The 2,229-nt window shown below is 74.2% G+C and carries 3 protein-coding genes; all 3 read left to right on the top strand.

The annotated features are described in order from the left end of the window. A partial coding sequence (locus VGR37_09790) for an ABC transporter ATP-binding protein (GenBank protein HEV2147680.1) occupies window positions 1–734 on the top strand: 734 nt, incomplete at its 5' end. Next, window positions 731–1,858, top strand: coding sequence for an ABC transporter permease (locus VGR37_09785; protein HEV2147679.1), 1,128 nt, complete (start codon window positions 731–733; stop codon window positions 1,856–1,858). The genes VGR37_09790 and VGR37_09785, both read left to right, overlap by 4 nt. An 8-nt stretch (window positions 1,859–1,866) precedes the next feature. Further along, window positions 1,867–2,229: TolC family protein (locus VGR37_09780; protein ID HEV2147678.1), on the top strand; the 363-nt coding region annotated here is incomplete at its 3' end.

The following is a 2,229-nucleotide window of genomic DNA, read 5'->3' as shown; positions in this document are numbered from 1 at the left end:
CGGTGCGCGGGGTCAGCCGCGTCTTCGGCGGGCACACGGCGCTGCAGGACGTCTCGCTGGAGGTGCGCCGGGGCGAGCTGTTCGGGGTGCTGGGCCCCAACGGCTCCGGGAAGACGACGCTCACGCGCATGCTCACCGGCCTCCTGCAGCCCACCGCGGGCGAGGTGACGGTGCTGGGGATCGACGTGCGGCGCGACCCGGACGCGGTGCGCGCGCAGGTGGGGTACGTCTCGCAGGCGTTCGGGCTGTACGACGACCTGACGATCGACGAGAACCTGCGCTTCTACGCCGAGGTCTACGGCCTCGCCCGCGCCCGCAAGCGCGAGCGCATCGACGCCGTCCGCGCGCTGGCCGGGCTGGGCGAGCGGCGCGGGCAGCTCGCGGGGACGCTCTCCGGGGGATGGAAGCAGCGGCTGGCGCTGGCGTGCGCGCTGGTGCACGAGCCGGGGCTGGTCCTCCTGGACGAGCCCACCGCCGGGGTGGACCCCGCCTCGCGCCGGCACTTCTGGGGGGTGATCCGGACCCTGCTGGCGCGGGGGACCACCGTGATGGGCACCACGCACTACATGGACGAAGCCGAGCGCTTCGACCGCGTGGCCTTCCTTTCCCGCGGCCGGCTGACGGCGACCGGCACCCCCGCCGAGGTGGTGGCGGGGCACCCCGGAGCGGCCTCGCTGGAGGACGTGTTCGTGGCGCTCCAGCCCGGCGGCGCGCCCGCGGAGGAGGCCGCATGAGGGTCGGGCGCCTCTTCGCGGTGGTGTGGAAGGAGTTCCGCCAGCTCCGGCGGGATCCTACCACCATGGGGATGCTCTTCGGGATCCCCGTCGTCCAGCTCCTCCTCTTCGGCTTCGCCGTCCGCACCGACGTGCAGGACGTCCCCATCGCCGTGTACGACCGCGCCGGCACCGGCGCCAGCCGCGCCCTGGTGCAGAGCTTCCAGAACACCGGGAGCTTCCGCGTGGTGGGGCACGCGGCCAGCGCCGGGGAGCTCCGCGGCTGGATCGCCGCGGGGGACGTCCGGGCCGGCCTGGTGATCCCGGACGACTACGCGCGCCGCCTCAACCGCGGCGAGCCCGCGGGCGTCCAGGTGCTGGTGGACGCCGCCGATCCCATCACCTCGCGCTCCGTCATGGGGACCGCGGCGCTGCTCGGGATGCGCCCTCCCCCCGGCCGCATCCCGGCCGGGGCGGCCGGCGCGCCCGTCGCGGCGGGGGCCGCGCTCGACATGCGCATCCTCCCCCTCTTCAACCCCGGGCTGCGGAACGAGCTGTACATCGTCCCGGGGATCATCGGCCTGCTGCTCAGCATCACCATGCTGCTGATGACGGCGGTGGCCGTGGTGCGTGAGCGCGAGCGGGGAACGCTGGAGCAGTTGATCGTCACCCCGCTCACCCGCGCCGAGTTCATGCTGGGGAAGGCCGTCCCCTACGTCGCCATCGGCTACGTGCAGCTCACCGCGGTCCTCCTGCTGGGGTGGGCCGTCTTCGGGGTGGTCCCGCGCGGGAGCCTGGGGCTGCTCTACGCCGTCTCCGCGGCCTTCATCCTGGCCAACCTGGGGCTGGGGCTGATGATCTCCAACCGCGCCGAGAGTCAGCGGCAGGCCATGATGATGGCCTACTTCTTCATGCTCCCCAACATCCTCCTCTCCGGGTTCATCTTCCCGCGCGAGGCCATGCCCGCGGCGGCGCAGTGGATCGGCGCGGCGCTCCCGCTCACCTACTTCCTGGAGGTCCTGCGCGGCGTGATCCTCCGCGGCACCGGCACCGAGGCGCTCTGGCGCGAGGTGCTGGTGCTGACGGCCTTCGCGGCGGCGCTCACCACGGTGAGCGTGACCCGCTTCCGCAAGCGCCTCGACTGACGACCATCATGCGAAACACTCTTCTGCTCTGCCTCCTGGCGGCCGCCGCGGCGCCCGCCCTCCCCGCGCAGGGGCCCGTCCCCGCGCGCATCACGCTGGCCGAGGCGGTGGCGCTGGCGGCCGACACCGCCCCCGCGGTGCGCCTCGCCGAGCTTGAGGTGCGGCGTGCCGGAGCGCGGGCGACGCAGGCGCGCTCGGACCTCCTCCCCACCCTCACGGCGAACGCCGGGGTGCTGAACCGCTCGTACAACTGGGCGGGGCTGGGCGTGGGGAAGGCCGGGCTCCCCCTCCCGGACCTGGTGGGCCCCTTCGGGATGGGCGATGCCCGGCTGCAGGTTTCGCAGGCGCTCTTCGACGCGGCCGGCCTGCAG

It is taken from the genome of Longimicrobiaceae bacterium (assembly GCA_035936415.1).
Lineage (GTDB): Bacteria > Gemmatimonadota > Gemmatimonadetes > Longimicrobiales > Longimicrobiaceae > JAFAYN01.
This window is presented reverse-complemented; position numbering and strand designations above follow the sequence as displayed.

Bases quoted from the DNA above. Each gene is read 5' to 3' on its own strand.
- VGR37_09785 (HEV2147679.1), top strand. From the start codon at position 731: ATGAGGGTCGGGCGCCTCTTCGCGGTGGTGTGGAAGGAGTTCCGCCAG.